The following is a 13446-nucleotide window of genomic DNA, read 5'->3' on the forward strand; positions in this document are numbered from 1 at the left end:
GTCCGAGTTGAAATCCGAGCTGAAATCCGATTCAAAATCCGTTTGGAAAACAAAAGACATACAGATTCGCGATCCGTTCGTGCTGCCTTTGGAGGAAGAGGGCAAGTACTGCCTGTTCGGCAGCACGGACAAAAACATCTGGGGACCGGGAACGGGCTTCGACGCTTATGTCAGCAAAGACCTGGAAAATTGGGAAGGGCCGCATCCGGTATTCCGGCCGCCGGCGGATTTTTTCGCCGACGCGAATTTCTGGGCGCCGGAGGTTTACGCGTACGAAGGACGATACTATATGTTCGCGACGTTCCGCCGCAACGACAACGGCCGGCTCGGCACGGCCGCGCTCGCCGCGGAGCGTCCGCTTGGCCCGTTCGCGCCGCTGAGCGCCGGACCCGTCACGCCGGAAGCGTGGAGCTCGCTCGACGGCAGCCTGTTCGTGGATGAGGCGGGCGATCCGTGGATGGTTTTCTGCCACGAGTGGCAGCAGATCGGGGACGGAGAAGTGTGCGCGGTTCGGCTGGCCGCGGATCTATCGCAAGCAGCAGGCGATCCGGTCACGCTGTTCCGCGCTTCGGAGGCGCCGTGGACGACGCCGTTCGTATCGCCGCGCTATCCGGATGCGGTCAACTACGTGACCGACGGACCGTTCTTGTTCCGCGGCGACGACGGGAGCTTGTATATGCTCTGGGCCAGCTTCATCGACAATACGTACGCGCTCGGCGTCGCCAGGTCGGAAAGCGGCGGCATCCTGGGCCCGTGGACGCATCAGCCGGACGCGCTCTACCGCGACGACGGCGGACACGGCATGGTGTTCCGCCTGTTCGACGGCCGGCGTGCGCTGGCGATCCACGCGCCGAACCGGACGCCGGAGGAGCGGCCCCTGTTTCTGGCGCTCGCGGAAAAGGAAGGCGCGATCTCGGTGGGCAAGCCTTTGACCGGATCGGGCGAATAGCCAATCGGAGACGCTTGTCGCCCCGCCGCCGAAGTCCCGGTTAGGAACAAACTAGCTATCCAGCGCCACCGCCCTGCCGCCGAAGTCCCGGTTAGGAACAAACTAGCTATCCAGCGCCATCGCCCCGCCGCCGAAGTCCCGGTTAGGAACAAACTAGCTATCCTGCTCTATCGCCCCGCCGCCGAAGTCCCGATTAGGAACAAACTAGCTATCCTGCGCCACCGCCCCGCCGCCGAAGTCCCGATTAGGAACAAACTAGCTATCCAGCGCTATCGCCCCGCCGCCGAAGTCTCGGTTAGGAACAAACTAGCTATCCAGCGCCATCGCGCGGACGATGAAGTCTCGGTTAGGAACAAACTAGCTATCCTGCGCCACCGCCCCACCGCCGAAGTCTCGGTTAGGAACAAACTAGCTATCCTGCGCCACCGCCCCGCCGCCGAAGTCCCGGTTAGGAACAAACTAGCTATCCAGCGCCATCGCCCCGCCGCCGAAGTCCCGGTTAGGAACAAACTAGCTATCCAGCGCCATCGCGCGGACGATGAAGTCTCGGTTAGGAACAAACTAGCTATTCTGCGCCATCGCCCCGCCGCCGAAGTCCCGGTTAGGAACAATCTAGCTATCCTGCGCCACCGCGCGGACGATGAAGTCCCGGTTAGGAACAAACAAGCTATCCAGCGCCATCGCGCGGACGATGAAGTCTCGGTTAGAAACCAACTAGCTATCCTGCTCCATCGCGCGGACGATGAAGTCTCGGTTAGGAACAAACTAGCTATCCTGCTCCATCGCACGGACGATGAAGTCTCGGTTAGGAACAAACTAGCTATCCAGCGCCATCGCGCGGACGATGAAGTCCCGGTTAGGATACAAACAAGCTATCCTGCGCCATCGCGCGGACGATGAAGTCTCGGTTAGAAACCAACTAGCTATCCTGCTCCATCGCGCGGACGATGAAGTCTCGGTTAGGAACAAACTAACTATCCTGCTCCATCGCACGGACGATGAAGTCTCGGTTAGGAACAAACTAGCTATCCAGCGCCATCGCGCGGACGATGAAGTCCCGGTTAGGAACAAACTAGCTATCCTGCGCCACCGTGCGGACGATGAAGTCTCGGTTAGGAACAAACTAGCTATCCAGCGCCATCGCGCGGACGATGAAGTCTCGGTTAGGAACAATCCAGCTATCCAGCGCCATCGCCCCGCCGCCGAAGTCCCGGTTAGGAACAAACTAGCTATCCAGCGCCATCGCGCGGACGATGAAGTCTCGGTTAGAAACTAACTAGTTTTTTGTAGTTGGATGTTCCAGTAGAAGACCAAGCGCGATTGTGCTCGATCTAGACACGGATAACCCGGGATATCGGAATCGGGAATCGGAAGCCGGGAGCGATAAGTGTTGAAAAGCAGTTAATCGGCGCGCTGATCGGGGCTGGGGAGAAAATAAGTGTTCAACCGCATTTAATTGGTTCAAGACCGGGTCAAAACGCTCGAAAGTGAGAAATTAATTGCGTTTCAACACTTATTTGGCCCAATAACGTTGTGATTAAAGAAAATAAATGCGTTTCAACAGCTATTGGATACAGGCCGCGAACACGAAGACGTCAAGTCCGTCAAGCCCGTCAAGCCCGTCAAGCCCGTCAAGCCCGTCAAGTCCGTCAAGGCGCCTCGGTCGGTTTTGGCATGACCATACGGCTTTTCTGACGCGCATAATACCCATTTGCTTTAATTTTAAAACTGGTAAATAAATGAAAACAAAAATCGGAAGATGTTGGGCGGCAATGGCCCTGCATCTTTTTTCCTATGCGCCCATGGAACTGTTCTCCTATCTATCCGGTCTGTCCTGAGCATTCCGCATGATAGGAGCGGATCGAGTCCCCTTTTATAATGAGGCGGTGGGAGATTCGACATCTTTCTCCATTAATCAACATGGGAGGCGTTGGCATGAGCAAAAAAAGGGTGGGCGGCAAGTTTGGCGCTGGCGACGATGCTGACGGCGGCCGTGCCGGGACCGGCCTCGGCGGCTTCGGTGCAGTCGGGCACCGCGGAGATCGTATCGACGGTCAGCCTTCGGGAGGCGCCGAGCACGAACGGCGATCTGCTGCGGTATCTGAAGGCGGGCGAGTCGGTGACGCTGCTGCAGACGGTTAACGATTATTGGCTGCAGGTACGGGATGCCGCCGGCAAGACCGGATACGTGTCGTCGAACGAAAAGTACATTAAAATAACGAACGCGCCCGCCGCGCCGTCGCGAACCGCAACCGTCAAGTCAACCGTGACGTTCCGAACGAAGCCCTCCACTTCAGGCGACAAAATCCGCATGCTGAAACCGGGCGAAGCCTTGGTCGTCACCGGAGCGCCGAACGCTTATTGGTTCGCGGTTCGGGATGCGGGCGGCGTCGAAGGCTACGTGAGCTCCTCCGATGAATACATAAGTTTGAACGGCGGCGTGCCTGCGCAGTCGCCTCCCCAACTGCCGACATCCATACCCACGCCGACACCTTCTGCAACACCGACGCCGATCCCAACCTCGACGCCAACGCTGGCGCAGACGGCAACGATCGTTTCGTCCGTCAACTTTCGAACGCAACCTTCCACTTCGGGGGGACAGAATCCGCTATTTGAAAGCCGGCGAAACCGTCGTCGTGACCGGCCAGCCTAACGGCTACTGGTATGCGGTTCAGGATGCCGCAGGCGTGTCGGGCTACGTAAGCACCTCGGACGCTTACATTCGTCTGAACGCCGCAGCCCAAACGCCGACACCAACACCAACACCAACACCGACACCGACACCGACACCAACGCCGACACCGACACCGACGCCATTACCATCGAACGCTTCGAAAGCCGTCGAAGCCGTGATCGCCGCCGGCATGAAATACCTCGGCACGCCCTACGAGTACGGTTCCGACCGGGGCAACACCGATACGTTCGATTGCTCGGACTTCGTCAGGCAAGCTTTCAAGGACGCGCTCGGTCTAGTGCTGCCGGCGGACTCGCGCAAGCAGGCGGCCTACGTACGGGACAAAGCGCACGGCGTGACGACCGACTGGCATCGGCTCAAGCGCGGCGATGTCATGTTTTTTTATGAGCTACAAAGGTTCCAAGCCTTCGGCGTACGAAGGGAAGCAGCCATTCGGCGAGACCGTCACCCACACGGGAATTTATCTCGGAAACGGCGAGGTGCTGCAGACGTACTCCGTTGCCTCGGGCGGCGTGCGCGTCGACAGCATCGTGGGCAAGCACTGGGAGTACCGCTTCCTGTTCGGCGGCAGCGCGCTATAGTGCCAACGCAAAAACAGCCTGACGTCCTCGGACGTCCAGGCTGTTTTCATGAAGATGGATCATTCCGCCGCCGGCGCGACATCCTCCAGCAGCAGGGACAGGACGGCCTCCGAGCATTTGGCCGGGTTGTACTCCGCGTTGCGAAGCGCAAGCAGGTTGCCCCTGTGCTGGTCCGAAGCGTAAGGCTCCTGGATCAGGCGAAACCAGCGATCGATCGTATCCGTCGACGTCAGCGGCTCGCCGAAGCCGTGGGTGACGAAGTATTCGAGATTTTCTTCCTCCTGGCCCGGGATCGGCTCGTAGAACAGCATCGGGATGCCCTTGGCCATCCCTTCGGTGCAGGTCATGCCGCCAGGCTTCGTGACGAGCAGGTCCGAGACGTCCATCAGCTTGGATACTTCCTTCGTGAAGCCGAGCACCTTGATGTTCGGATGCTGGAACCGCGGCTCCGCCATCAGCTTTTCCCTGGCTTTGTCGTTGCTGCCCATGCAGATGATGAGCTGCACCTTGTCGGCGAACGAGGTCATGTATTCGACCATCTGCTCCTCGGCCATCAGCCCCCAGCCCCCGCCCATCACCAGCACCGTCGGCATGTCAGAGAGCTTGAACTGGGACAGAATCTCGGCGCGGTCGTGCGGATGCCAGAAGTTCGGATGGACCGGTATGCCGGTGACGACCACCTGCGAAGGCGCCACCCCCTGAGAGACAAGCCTGCTGCGCACGGTCGGCGAACTGACGAGATAGGCGGTCACCTCGGGATTGGTCCAGGTGGCGTGCGCGTCGTAGTCCGTAATCAATGTATAGAGCGGCACGTCGAGGCCCAGGCGCTTGAGCCGGCTGACCACCGCGTTTGGAAATGGATGCGTGCATACGATCATATCGGGCTTCAACTGACGCACGACGTCCGACACATGATTGTAAAACAGGCGGTGCAGCGCGAAGCGGGTCAGTCTGTTCAGCGATTTGTGATAGTGGCCGCGATACAGCTTGCCGACCAGCTTGGGCTGCTTGCTGACGGTCTTGCGGTAGGCGGACAGGATGAGCGGTCCGATGACGGGGTTCAGGAACGTCCCCAGCTCGATGACCCTCGTCTGCACGCGCGGCGACAACTGTCTAAGCCCTACGGATAGAGCGTAAGCCGCCTGCGTATGTCCGGTGCCGAAGCCTTCGGAGAGCAGTAGAATTCGTTTTTTGCGCATCGGAAGAGATCCCCCCACTTTACCTACTACCATATTACGCGAAATGGAAGCTCCCGTACAAGTCCGTCAGAGAACGTTTACAGCTTTTACTGGCTTCGAACAAAAATCGCCAGCTTCGCCATGCATTCCGGCCGCGGCTCGGTGTACAATGGGGGCAAGCACATAACGGGAGGCTGGATCCATGCTGACAGAAGGACAATTCGTCAAGGCGGAACACAAGACCGGACAATATATAGGAAAGATTGCAAGCGTCGACGAGCGTCGGGCGCTTGTCGAGATCATGGCGGTGCTCCGGCATCCGCAGCAGGGGGACCTGCACAGCGCTTACGATCCGGACGCGGCGCTGTTCCACGAGCGGAGAGCTTCGGCGGAACGGGAGAAGGTATGGGTGATGCTGAGAGACGCCGTTCCTTATGCCGGGGGAGGTGCCCGCTTACCGGGAATCGCTCGCCGCGGCATGGGAAGCCGAGGTTCGCAGAATGGACCGGATGCGGCGCTGGGCGGAGCAGTGTCTGCAGTGTCTGGATACGCTCGGGACCGATTACGGTCTCGGCCGATGATACGCGGCGGGGTGAGCGCAGGCGCGCATTCTTCTCGGAACGTCCATCGGGAATAGGAAATAAAGCGCGCGCAAGCGCTTCGACCGGGTCACCCGCCGATCTGTCGGGCGCATCGCACGGTCCCCTTGCCATGACGACGTTGATTGCGGCGGGCGGATGTGATATAGTTCCTGATAGAACGAAATGACCGGATTGTTATTTTGGTCATTTTTTATAATGGGAGGGGACCGGCAGTGGACCTGACGACCGACCGCAAGTCGACGGACCGGCGCAAGCAGGTGCTTGAGACGGCTGCGCGTTCGTTTGCCGCGTTCGGCTACAAGGCGACGACGATGGACCAGGTTGCCAAGGCCGCGGGCGTGGGCAAGGGGACGATTTACACTTTTTTCGCCAACAAAGAAGAATTGTTCGAGCAGATCGTAAGGGAGCTGATCGCCGAGCTGAAGGCGGTCGCCGAGCGGACGCTCGATCCGGCGCTTCCTTTTGCCGACAATCTGCTGCGCATTCTCCAGCAGGTGCTCGCTTACCGGGACCGGCATGGCTTGGTCGTGAAGCTCTCGCAGGAGGTCAGGGAGTTCGGCACGCCGATGGCGAACGGCGGACTTGAGGCGATCGAGCGCTCGATCATCGCCTATATTGCGGGGCATGTCGGCGAGGCCATCGCGAAGGGCGAGGTGCGGCAGTCCGATCCGGCGCTTACGGCTTATATGATGCTCAAAATGTATCTGGCGCTCACGGCGGAAGGCGGCCATCTGCACGAGCCGCTGGATGCGGAGCAGGTGCTCGCGCATTTCCGTTTTTACTGCCTGGAAGGATTGGCGGTCAAGTGATCGCTTCTTTTTTTGGTTAATAATGACCAAATGGGAATTTTGGTCATTATGTATTAGGGATGATGATTATCGTTTTTTTTTAGGGAGAGATGAACTTTGAATAAATTCAAGGCTGCGGGCGGCGTCATTGCGGGCGAATTCAAAAGGCTTAAGGGCAGCAAGATGGCGATGATCTCGATATTCGGACTCGCCCTGATTCCGCTCCTGTACAGCGGCATGCTGATCGGCGCGTTCTGGGATCCTTACGGCAAGCTGGACCGGATGCCGGTCGCGGTCGTCAATGCGGATCGAGGCGCTGCGCTGAACGGGCAAAAGCTGGCGGTAGGCGACGATCTGGTCGGCGAGCTGAAAAAAAGCGCGGCGTTCAAATGGGTGTTCACGGATGAAAAGGACGCGTTGGACGGTCTATCCGATCATCGCTACGCGCTGGCCTTCGTCGTGCCGGCGGATTTCTCCGCGAAGACGGCGACGCTTCAGGACGAAACGCCGCAGCAGGCGGACGTCCAGTATTACGTCGACGACGGCTGGAATTATTTAACCAGCCGGATCGGCGAGTCGGCAGCCGACAAGCTGAAGGCGGACGTGAGCCGCGAGGTCACGAAGGCGTATGCCAAGGCCGCGCTCGAGTCGGTGGGCGAAGCGGCCAGCGGCTTCGGCGAGGCCGCCGAAGGCGCCGGGAAGCTGACGGACGGCGCGAAGTCCGCCGCCGGCGGGGCCAAGACGCTGCACGACAATCTGACGAAGCTGGCGGACGGCACGCTCAAGCTCCAGCAGGGCTTCGGTCAGTTGACGAGCGGCGCCGCTAGCCTGAAGAGCGGCGCTGGCGCGCTGGCGAGCGGATCCGCGAAGCTGGACGACGGCTTGAAGCAGCTTGCGGCCGGCCAAGCCAAGCTGTCGGAGGGCGCTGTGCAGGCCGACGCGGGGGCCGGCAAGCTGGAGACGGGAGCCGGGCAGCTCGCGGATAGCGCCGGACAGCTGGCGGCGGGCGCCGGGCAGCTGGCGGACGGCACGGCGCAGGTCGCCGACGGCGCGGGACAGCTGGCCGAGCGCCTGAAGCAGTACGCCGCGGCTCATCCGGACGACGCGACCGCGCAGCAGTTGGCCGCGGCTTCGCAGCGCGTGGCGGAAGGCGCCGCGCAAACGAAGCAGGGCGCGGTCTCGGCCGAGGCCGGCGCGGCGCGGCTGTCGGCCGCCCAGCAGCAGTTGGCTGCGGGGGCGAAGCAGCTGCATGCCGGCACTTCCGCGCTGCGCGGGGGGGCTCGGACAGCTCGGCGCCAAGCTCGGCGCTGCGGAGAGCGGCGCTGCGCAGCTGTCCGACGGCGCGAGCAAGCTGGCGTCGGGAGCGGGGACGCTCGCGAGCGGCATCCAGCGCGCGAGCTCGGGCGCGGTCGCGGTGCAGAGCGGCGCCAAGCAGCTGGCAAGCGGTTCCGCTTCGCTCGAGGACGGCCTGCATAAGCTGGAGAGCGGCTCGAGCGAGCTGGGCGCCAGGCTGCAGGACGCTTCCAAGGAAGCGGGCGCCGTCAAGAGCGGCGACGGGCAGGCGGACATGTTCGCCGATCCGATCGGCATCCAGGCGCACAAGCTGGCGGACGTGCCGAACTACGGAACCGGCATGACGCCTTACTTCCTGGCGTTGGGGCTCTACGTCGGCGTCCTCATGTCGACCGTCATCCTGCCACTGCGCGACGCGGCCGGCAAAGTGAAGAGCGGCTTTGCCTGGTACCTGTCCAAGCTGCTGCTGTTCGCGCCGGTCGTACTGCTGCAGGTGGCGCTCGCGGACACGGTGCTGATCTACGGCATCGGACTCAAGGTGCCGAACGTGGCCGCTTTTTACGGCATCAGCGCGGTCATCGCGCTCACGTACATGACGATCGTGCAATTCCTCGTGTCGCTCGCCGATACGGTCGGCCGCTTCGTCGCGATCGTGCTTCTGACGCTCCAGCTGGCAGCGAGCGAAGGCACGTATCCGAAGGAGCTGCTCCCGCACTGGCTCCAGGCCGTCGGCGATTGGGTGCCGATGACGCACGCGATCGAAGCGCTGCGGCTCGCGCTGGCCGGCCGCTCCGGCGCGGCGATCGGCGAACAGCTGCTCGATCTGGCGATGTTTGCCGCGGTATTCGTCGCCTTGACGATCGGATTGTTCGCGCTTCGCGCGCGCAAGATGAAGCCGATCCCTCAGCAGCTTGGCGCTGCGCACGGCTGAGCGTCCTCATTGTCGGCCGAAGGCGCGGTCCGGTCGAGATATGGTAAACGAGCCCTTCCCGGCGATCGTTCGATCGCCGGTTTTTTCTGCGCCTTCACGTTGATCTGCAAGCAATCGTTTTCGCGTACGTAATCGACCTTCCCCTTTTTTAACCGCCACGCGTTTGTCATGCGTTTTTTGCGACTTATGTCCCTATTTTCCTCGATTTTATTCATTTACGCGCCGCGCAAGCCGTTATTGAAGATAAGACTGTCCTTTTTTGCCAACACCGGAAAACAGATTAGGAGGCACGAACAAAAAAATGATGATGACCCAAAGACCGTCAAGAAGCCGGATCTCGAAAGCGGGACGGCTGACGGCGGCGCTTATGGCCGTACTATTGTTCACGGGGCTGCTGAGCTCCATGGGGGCGGCGGTGGCCGCGACCACGGTTACGTCCGTCAAGCTGGACGAGCTGAGCGACATCGAGAAGACGATTTACGTCGACGACGGCTCCCTTGTCCTTCTATTGTGGGCCACGACGACGGACAGCTCGTCCGGCGGCAGCTCGACGACCAACGTGACGAACGATGCGACATGGGTATCGTCCAATTCGGCCGTCTCCGTCTCCAAGGGCGTCGTGACCGCGACGGGCGAAGCGAACAATGTCGTCATCACCGGCAAATACCAGGGCTACTCGGCGAGCGTGACGCTCACCGCGAAGTATCACTACTCCGAGCTTAAGCTTCGCGTCGGGAATGCTTCGACCGACGCGGCCGACAAGCTGGACGTTCAGCTCGGCCAGGACATCTTGCTCAAAGCCAAAGGCGTCAACGGCAGCGACTTGGACGACCTGACCGACAAGGCGACCTGGACCTCCTCGGACGCGTCCGTCGTCAGCGTGGACAAGGGCAAGCTGACGATCAACGCGGCCGGCAAGACGACGATTACGGCCAAATACCAGGGCCGTACGGATACGATCGAGCTGACGGCGACGTCGCCTTACAAGTCGATGTCCATCGCGGACGGCGCCGGCGTCAAGGGTCCTTACGAGATGCAGGTCGGCGAAGCTGCGAAGACGCTCGCCGCGACTGCGAAGAACACGTCAGGCAGTGACGAGACGGTGACGGGCAAGGCGACCTGGAAGAGCAGCAACGAAGCGGTCGCGACCGTGGACGAGACCGGCAAGGTGACGCCGGTAGCGGCGGGCACCGCGACGATTACCGCGACCTATCTCGGCGTATCGGCTACGGCCACGATCGCCGTGCGCACGCCGTTCGAGGCGATCCTCTTCACGCCGAGCGCGGCGCAGCATCTGGCGCTGTCGGGCGCGCCGCTTGAGATCACGGCCAAGACGATCAACGGCTCGGTCGTCGATCTGGATCTTGCAGGCGCACAGTGGGAATCCACCAACCTGAACGTCATCTCCGTCAGCGGCAGCGGCGCCAAGGCTACGGTCACGCCGCGCGGCAAGGGCACGGCGACGATCAAGCTCACTTACAAGAGCGTGGTCAAAGAGCTTTCCGTTACGGTTTACCCGACGGTGAGCAAGATCGAGCTCGCGAAGGACAAGCTGGAAGTATACGTCGACGACACCGGCGATCTGCCGCAGGTGAAGGGCACGGCATTGGACGATTCCGCGGCGGACGTGAGCAAGCTGGCGAAGTGGACGTCCTCGGACAATACCGTCGTCAGCATCGACGACGAAGGCAAGTGGACGGCGCTAAAATCGGGCAAGGCGACGCTGACCGCGACGGTGTCCAACGGTGCGGTTTCCTCTTTCACGGACACGCTTGAAGTGACGGTCAGCAAAAAAGTGCTTACGCTGCTGCCTGAACAAGACAACGTAAGCTTGATCATCGGCCAGACGGTATCGCTGCCGAAGGTAACCGCGGTCTATGAAGACGGCGACGAATCCGATATCAGCGCGGACATCGTCTGGAAGTCTGCCTCCACGAGCGTGCTCGTCAAGGATGCGTCCCTGAAGGGCTTGGTGGCGGTCAAGACGACGCTGACCGGCACTTATTTGAACAAGACGATCAAGGTAACGGCTACCGTCGAGGAAGAGTACGTGAGCTACACGATCGAGCCGTCCGCCCTGTCGCTCACGCTGAACAAGTCGCAGAGCGTCAAGGTGACCGGCAAGACGAAGTCAGGCAAGCTTATCAACCTAAGCTCGCGCATGGTCTGGACGTCCGAGGACGAGACGATCGCCGCGGTCAAGGGCAGCTCCGCGAAGTCGCTCGCCGAAGGCGCGACCAAGCTGACGGCCAAGTACCAGGGCAAGTCGTTAAGCGTTCCGGTGACCGTAAAGGCGAAGCTGACGAAGCTCACCGTATCGGACACGTCGCTGGAACTGGCCATAGGCGCGACGGACTCGGTCAAGGTGACGGCGGTCTACGAGAATGGAAGAACGCTGGACGTGACCGCGTTCTCCGCTTGGACCGCTTCGTCCACCAAGGTCGCGAAGGTGACCGGCGGCGTCGTCACCGCCGTCGGCAAAGGCAGCGTGACCGTCAAAGCCGCCTACGGCGGGAAAACGGTCAACGTGCGCGTTAAAGTGAAGTAACGGCGCAGGCATTGCGGAAGGCCGCTTCCGGTCCGAAGGGACTGAAGGCGGCCTTCCTGCGGCTTGCGCGTTTTCGTTTTAGTTCGCGGAGAAACGCGGGGGGCGCTACTTCGTAAAGCATGGAAGGTTAGTAAAGTTACTCTCCAGCTCGCGAACCGGTCCGGTCCAAAAGGCGCTGTAAAGGCAAAAAGTTACTCTCCAGGCACGCGAGCCGGTCCAAAAGTTGCTGTAAAGGCAAAAAGTTACTCTACAGGCACGCGAACCGATCCAAAAGGTGCTGTAAAGGAAAAAAGTTACTCTACAGGCTCATGTACCGGTCCAAAAGGTGCTGTAAAGGCAAAAAGTTACTCTCCAGGCACGCGAGCCGGTCCAAAAGTTGCTGTAAAGGCAAAAAGTTACTCTCCAGGCTCGCGCACCGGTCCAAAAGGTGCTATAAAGGTAAAAAGTTACTCTCCAGGCTCGTGAACCGGTGCGTGAGGTGCGGTAGGGGGGCGGTGCATTCGAAAACAATCAAAAACGCCCGCGAATCAATCGCGGACGTTTAAGGAACGCTATCAGGAATTAATAAATGCCGTATGCAGCTTGGCCTGGTAGACGACTTGGTAATCCAGGCCTTGAGTGATCGCGGCGAGCGGGACGTACGTTTTGCTTACTTTGCCGACCGTCTGCAAATATGCGGGCACGTTCAGCGCTTGCTTCGCGCCGCCGACCTCGATCGTCTTCGCGCCGATCGTAAGCTTGACGATGCGGCCGTTTTGCTTGAAGGTGGCGGTCTTCGTCTTGTTGTCCCACTGCAGCTCGGCGCCGGTGGCCGCCGCGACGTCGCTTAACGCGAGGAAGGTCGTGTTGCTCTTCAGCTGAGGCTTGTTCTGCGTCGCGAGCAGCTTGCCTTTGATATAGACGGCCGGCGCTGGATTGGCAGCCTTGTCCGAAGGGGCGACCTCCGTATACTCCGGCCATAGCGGCGCCGCGAACGCTCGCGCGATCGTCTCGTAGCCGGCTTGGGTCGGGTGGATGTCGGTCACGCCGAATACGGGGCTGAAGTGCGTGTATAACGCTTCCTTGCCCAGGAACGCGCCGCCGATATGTACGACGTCGACCGCGATGCCTTCCGCTGCCAGCGATATCTGGAGCTCGTCGAGCTTGGCGCTCAGCTTGACGATCGATGCGTTCAGCTGGCTATACAGCGATTCGCCGACGATCTTGGAGACGGGCGAATACTGATCGGCGATTTCAATGCGCGCCGCGGGCGCCAGGCTGCGAAGGGTACGGAGGTTCGCTTGCAGCTGTTCTGCATAAATATTCAGTTTCTCGTCGAATGTCGTCTCGAACGATGCCGCTGCGTCGCCGTCCGTCTTGCCGACGAGATCGCGGACGAGCGCGGCAAAGTCGTTGCCGCCGATCGTGAGCGTCACCAGATCCGCATCGGCGAGGCTGCTCTTGAGCGCGGGGGCGGCGGCGGCTACAGCATCCGCCTGTGCTTTGGCCTCGGGGGCGTAAGCGGCATAGTCCTGCAGCTCGTCGGCCGTCAGCTTGCGGCCCTCGGCCGCCCCGGCGAGCAGCCGGGTCAGACCGGCGCTCTGCAAGCCGAGCGCACCGTAGTTGGCGAGCTCCGCGCGTCCGCGCAGCAACGCGTTCACATATAACCTGTCCGCATAACCGTAAACGTCCGCGGCGCGGGTCACGCCGGGCTCGTAGCCCAACGACACGGAGTCGCCGAGCGACACGATCTTGAAGACGTCGTGCGCGGCCGAAGAAGGCGCGGGCTGCTCGCCCGCGGCATAAGCGGAGACCGGCGCCGCGCCCAAGGTCAGGGCGACGAGCAGCGCCGCGGAGCGGCGCTTGGCTTGAATCATCATTGCGTTCTCCTCCCGAAGGCGG

Annotated in this window: 10 protein-coding genes and 3 pseudogenes; 10 read left to right on the plus strand and 3 right to left on the minus strand. The window is 60.9% G+C overall.

Translation table 11 applies throughout. The features are described 5' to 3' along the window. Positions 1-7 precede the first annotated feature (7 nt). Together OMP40_RS37730 and OMP40_RS37735 are read left to right on the plus strand one after the other, a co-directional pair. A complete protein-coding gene (locus tag OMP40_RS37730) occupies positions 8-949 on the plus strand; it encodes a glycoside hydrolase family 43 protein (protein ID WP_277539297.1) in 942 nt (313 codons plus the stop codon). 1963 nt (positions 950-2912) lie between these two features. Then, positions 2913-3602 (plus strand): SH3 domain-containing protein, encoded by a 690-nt coding sequence (locus OMP40_RS37735; RefSeq protein WP_277539299.1) that lies wholly within the window; start codon positions 2913-2915, stop codon positions 3600-3602. A 63-nt stretch (positions 3603-3665) separates the two neighbouring features. Here the strand turns inward: OMP40_RS37735 and OMP40_RS37740 are convergent, their stop codons facing one another. Beyond that, positions 3666-3815 (minus strand): hypothetical protein, encoded by a 150-nt coding sequence (locus OMP40_RS37740; RefSeq protein ID WP_277539300.1) that lies wholly within the window; start codon positions 3813-3815, stop codon positions 3666-3668. On the opposite strand from OMP40_RS37740, the pseudogene OMP40_RS42920 reads away from it, so the two are divergent. Together OMP40_RS42920 and OMP40_RS37745 are read left to right on the plus strand one after the other, a co-directional pair. Beyond that, a pseudogene (locus OMP40_RS42920) lies at positions 3814-3972 on the plus strand (NlpC/P60 family protein); the annotation flags it as partial. The gene OMP40_RS37740 and the pseudogene OMP40_RS42920 sit on opposite strands and share 2 nt — an antisense overlap. 55 nt (positions 3973-4027) lie before the next feature. Beyond that, the gene (locus OMP40_RS37745; protein WP_277539302.1) at positions 4028-4225 is read left to right on the plus strand and encodes an NlpC/P60 family protein; all 198 of its coding nucleotides are present in this window, start codon (positions 4028-4030) and stop codon (positions 4223-4225) included. Between the two features lie 59 nt (positions 4226-4284). Here the strand turns inward: OMP40_RS37745 and OMP40_RS37750 are convergent, their stop codons facing one another. Further along, positions 4285-5424 (minus strand): MGDG synthase family glycosyltransferase, encoded by a 1140-nt coding sequence (locus OMP40_RS37750; protein WP_277539304.1) that lies wholly within the window; start codon positions 5422-5424, stop codon positions 4285-4287. A 181-nt stretch (positions 5425-5605) separates the two neighbouring features. Between OMP40_RS37750 and kapB the strand changes: the two genes are divergently transcribed. The 6 genes and pseudogenes from kapB (at position 5606) to OMP40_RS37780 (ending at position 11565) form a co-directional block, all read left to right on the plus strand. After that, the gene (gene kapB / locus OMP40_RS40970) at positions 5606-6040 is read left to right on the plus strand and encodes a sporulation phosphorelay system protein KapB (protein WP_338131387.1); all 435 of its coding nucleotides are present in this window, start codon (positions 5606-5608) and stop codon (positions 6038-6040) included. Between the two features lie 177 nt (positions 6041-6217). Then, complete coding sequence (locus OMP40_RS37765; protein WP_338131388.1) at positions 6218-6814, plus strand: TetR/AcrR family transcriptional regulator; 597 nt, start codon at positions 6218-6220, stop codon at positions 6812-6814. A gap of 96 nt (positions 6815-6910) precedes the next feature. Beyond that, positions 6911-7849 (plus strand): annotated as a pseudogene (locus OMP40_RS37770) (YhgE/Pip domain-containing protein); the annotation flags it as partial. A 193-nt stretch (positions 7850-8042) separates the two neighbouring features. Next, positions 8043-8159, plus strand: a pseudogene (locus OMP40_RS42925) (hypothetical protein); the annotation flags it as partial. Between the two features lie 48 nt (positions 8160-8207). Next, complete coding sequence (locus tag OMP40_RS37775) at positions 8208-9017, plus strand: YhgE/Pip family protein (protein WP_277539308.1); 810 nt, start codon at positions 8208-8210, stop codon at positions 9015-9017. A gap of 301 nt (positions 9018-9318) precedes the next feature. After that, complete coding sequence (locus OMP40_RS37780) at positions 9319-11565, plus strand: Ig-like domain-containing protein (RefSeq protein WP_277539311.1); 2247 nt, start codon at positions 9319-9321, stop codon at positions 11563-11565. A 554-nt stretch (positions 11566-12119) separates the two neighbouring features. Here OMP40_RS37780 and OMP40_RS37785 read toward each other — a convergent pair. Then, the gene (locus tag OMP40_RS37785) at positions 12120-13424 is read right to left on the minus strand and encodes a stalk domain-containing protein (protein ID WP_277539313.1); all 1305 of its coding nucleotides are present in this window, start codon (positions 13422-13424) and stop codon (positions 12120-12122) included. Between the last annotated feature and the right edge of the window lie 22 nt (positions 13425-13446).

This window comes from Cohnella rhizosphaerae (assembly GCF_029525575.1).
Lineage (GTDB): Bacteria > Bacillota > Bacilli > Paenibacillales > Paenibacillaceae > Cohnella > Cohnella rhizosphaerae.